The 3259-nt window shown below is 46.2% G+C and carries 4 protein-coding genes; 2 read left to right on the forward strand and 2 right to left on the reverse strand.

What is annotated here, in order from left to right:
- The coding region (locus QMA35_RS21140; RefSeq protein ID WP_281649120.1) for a peptidylprolyl isomerase at positions 1-377 on the forward strand (377 nt) is incomplete at its 5' end.
- Entirely contained in the window at positions 370-1383 is a 1014-nt protein-coding gene (locus QMA35_RS21145; protein ID WP_281649121.1) for a HupE/UreJ family protein, read from the forward strand. The genes QMA35_RS21140 and QMA35_RS21145, both read left to right, overlap by 8 nt.
- Positions 1384-1397: 14 nt before the next feature.
- Here the strand turns inward: QMA35_RS21145 and QMA35_RS21150 are convergent, their stop codons facing one another.
- Both QMA35_RS21150 and QMA35_RS21155 read right to left on the reverse strand, forming a co-directional pair.
- Complete coding sequence (locus QMA35_RS21150; protein WP_281649122.1) at positions 1398-2327, reverse strand: transporter; 930 nt, start codon at positions 2325-2327, stop codon at positions 1398-1400.
- Positions 2328-2360: 33 nt separating this feature from the next.
- The gene (locus QMA35_RS21155; RefSeq protein WP_281649123.1) at positions 2361-3194 is read right to left on the reverse strand and encodes a DUF3604 domain-containing protein; all 834 of its coding nucleotides are present in this window, start codon (positions 3192-3194) and stop codon (positions 2361-2363) included.
- Positions 3195-3259: the final 65 nt, after the last annotated feature.

Below are 3259 nucleotides of genomic sequence, written 5' to 3' on the forward strand. Positions count from 1 at the left end.
TTACACGACAGAAACCGGTGCTCAGAAGTATAGTTCATGCACCAACATGTATTGTGAACAGAGCCCTGCCTGTTCATGTCAGCCTTCGTAACAGCATTGATATAAACGGCCAATACGGGAGTGAATTTACTGAAGCACTTATGGAGCTTCAACAAGGTGACTGGTACGGTCCGATAAAATCCACCTACGGCAATCATTTTGTAAGAATAAACCAACGTATTCCTCCTCACCTGCCGTCTCTGGATGACGTTCGTCGCCCCTTAACAAAACACTGGCAACATCAGCAGATTAAGCAGAAAAAAGACGACGCATATACAGCCTACAGAGCCAAGTACAATATTGTCATAGAGCAGTCTGGGACTGATAGTGATGTTTAAATACCTTCAGCTATTACCTGTTTATGTCGTATTTGCTATATCCATAAGCATTGCACAAACATCACACGGTCATGCTTTGGAGCCAGGTTATCTTGAAATAACAAAAGTCGGAAACAACAACTACAAGGTTGTCTGGAAAGTTCCGCAGGTCAATGGTGCCCCCATGGCCATAACGCCGGTTTTACCTGATATCTGCCAACAGCGTTCACCAAGCCTGCTGGAGAAAGAAGCCACTGCATTTGTCTCAAGCTGGTTGACTTCATGCAGTGAAGCTATTGAGGGTAAAAGGTTGAATATCAACGGGCTGCAAAGAACATCAACAGATGTTCTGGTAAGAGTTGTCAATGACAGTGGCCGCAGTTCCACCTTATTATTAACACCCGATAAAACAGCTCAGTACATTCCAACACCAGATACTCGCCTGGATGTTGGTAAAACCTATTTTTCATTGGGAGTAGAGCACATACTTATTGGGGCTGATCACCTTATGTTTGTTCTAGCCCTTCTGTTTCTGGCACAAGGTGTGCGTCGCCTGATTGCAACAGTAACAGCATTCACGCTGGCCCACTCAATTACATTATCTATGGCTTCTCTAGGCGTCATTTCCGTTCATATTCCACCTATCGAGGCTATTATCGCTCTTTCTATTATCTTTCTTGCTATTGAATTAACAAAGAAAGATCAGCATAACCTGGCAGAAAAATCCCCATGGCTGATTGCATTTATCTTCGGCTTGCTGCACGGACTGGGTTTTGCGAGCGCTCTTGGGGAGATTGGGCTGCCACAACATGAAATTCCAGTTGCCCTGCTCGCTTTTAATATAGGCGTCGAAGCTGGTCAGCTGTTGTTTATCGGAGCCGTACTGGGAGTAACTCTACTGTTGAAGTCTTGCATCAATAACAGGAGGCAATCCCAGCTCTATAAAACCTGGGCCACGAACACATCCATCTATGTAATGGGTGGTGTGGCCTCATACTGGCTGATCGACAGGATTGCTGCCTTTTAGTGGCGTTTTGTCGTTCAGAATGATTTAGACAATTTTATACGAATAAGGTGGTCCTTGTAGCCGTCACTATCAACCTTAAGTGTTTTCCCATAGTTGAGTTGCAGGCCGTAACCATGTGGCAGATACATACCCACTGTAGCACCTAGCAGAAACTTCTCTGTATCTGACTGGGATTTCACACCATCGGTTTCTGTTGCACCACCGATACTGTATAAGGCATCGATAGAACCCCAGTAGCGAGAGCTAAAATCATGTGTCGCATTCGCTTCCAACGTGTAGACCGGGCGCTGCTCCATCTTGTCAGCATTTCTTGGTGAGTCGTTATCGCCATAAAATGTAACGGCTGGCGTGAGCTCGATAGAAGTATTATTCCCTGCTGTTAAGCTTTCGCCAAAATACCAGGAAAAAGCTCCACCAAGCTGAACAGCCCAGCGATTTGTTCCTATATTAAGCAGATTATCTTCATCATAGCGTCCGGTAGGCAGGGTCAACTTCGTTAATAAACCCGCAGTGAAACCTGGTTTATACGCGGCGAACTCTTTGGGTGTCATTGCAGAAGCGCCAGTCAAACCAAAAATCGCACCAACAACCAGATCTCCCACTCCGGATGCACCGGTTTCACGTTTGGTATCCAGGAGTTTGGCGGAAATATCAGCGTAAGGAACAACAGCAAACAGCCCAGTAGTATTGCCTCCTACATCCAGAATATGAGTATATTGCATCGCCAGGATGTCAGCCTTAATACGAGCAGATGGTTCTGATGGGCTCCCATCAATATGAAAACTGGAGTTCTGATGTATGGGCATAATACTAAGGCGCTGAGAGCCAACAGGAGCCACTTGATAGGCTCTTGGACCGTCTCCCACGCCCGCCAGTGCATGACCGGAAACCGATACCAACAGAACAAGAATTGAACGACATACGCCGGACAGAATTTTTCCCATTATTGTTTACCTTATTTTTATAATATCGGGTACTTATAAAGGCTGATACCAAATAGGCGATGAGTATGCCCGTTCCTGAATGGTTTCAGGGGCACCTTCTGGAATCTCTGTACCAAATCTCTTGGCATCGTAGGTTGTCCAACGAGGCGTCGGAATTTCCAGAACACGAACGTAATAAAATGACTTTTGACTGGCCTTAAAATCGGGATCCTGCCACACAGTTGTGAGTTCCGGCTCACCGATACTGTTCGCCCAGGTTGCTTCAGAAACATTCACAGTGTTTCCGACTGACGGCAGGGTGCCATCTTTACGTATTTCACGACCATCAGACCAGGCTACGTTATAGATTTTTTCGTGACTGCTACCGTCTTTTTCATCCAGCCAACCTTTAACCACCTGTATACGATCCAGATTTGCTCCCATGGAGTCACGCAGCGCAGCAATCATAAAACTGGGTGCTTGGGCAGCTTCCGGCCTGGGAGGTAAATCCCCCCCCATAGGCGTTCCTTTGCTGTAACCAACATTCTCTATAGGGCGGTTATTCAGATCACTTCTCTGGTAATCCCAACCGCCGAAAAAACGTAAACTAATACGAGGGCCTGTTGTGGCATAAACCTCTTTGCGTTTCATGGCATCAAATATTGAAGCTCTGGTATTCTCGTGAGCCCAGACTGCTGTTAATCCAGACGCCGATGTTTGCCAGTTCATTAAACGGCCTTCACCAACCTTTTTCAGTTGTACTCCAGCACGCTTCTCCTGTGGCTCGTCCGTACTATTTTTGCCAAAGAAGTTTTCTTCTTCTGCCGTTACCAGTGAGGTATGACTGTCTGTTGCACCAATCAAACCAAACTTATACCTGATTACCACCTAACCTCAGCCACGATTCGTAGACTAAACTGACGACGCTGGTTTTCTTATCGAGCGAGGGCGAC

Source organism: Parendozoicomonas sp. Alg238-R29 (assembly GCF_947331445.1).
In the GTDB taxonomy this organism is placed as follows: Bacteria; Pseudomonadota; Gammaproteobacteria; order Pseudomonadales; family Endozoicomonadaceae; genus Sansalvadorimonas.

What these genes read in the sequence shown, in the direction of transcription:
- QMA35_RS21145 (WP_281649121.1), top strand. Translation starts at nt 370, where the DNA reads ATGTTTAAATACCTTCAGCTATTACCTGTTTATGTCGTATTTGCTATA.
- QMA35_RS21150 (WP_281649122.1), bottom strand. Translation starts at nt 2,327, where the DNA reads ATGGGAAAAATTCTGTCCGGCGTATGTCGTTCAATTCTTGTTCTGTTG.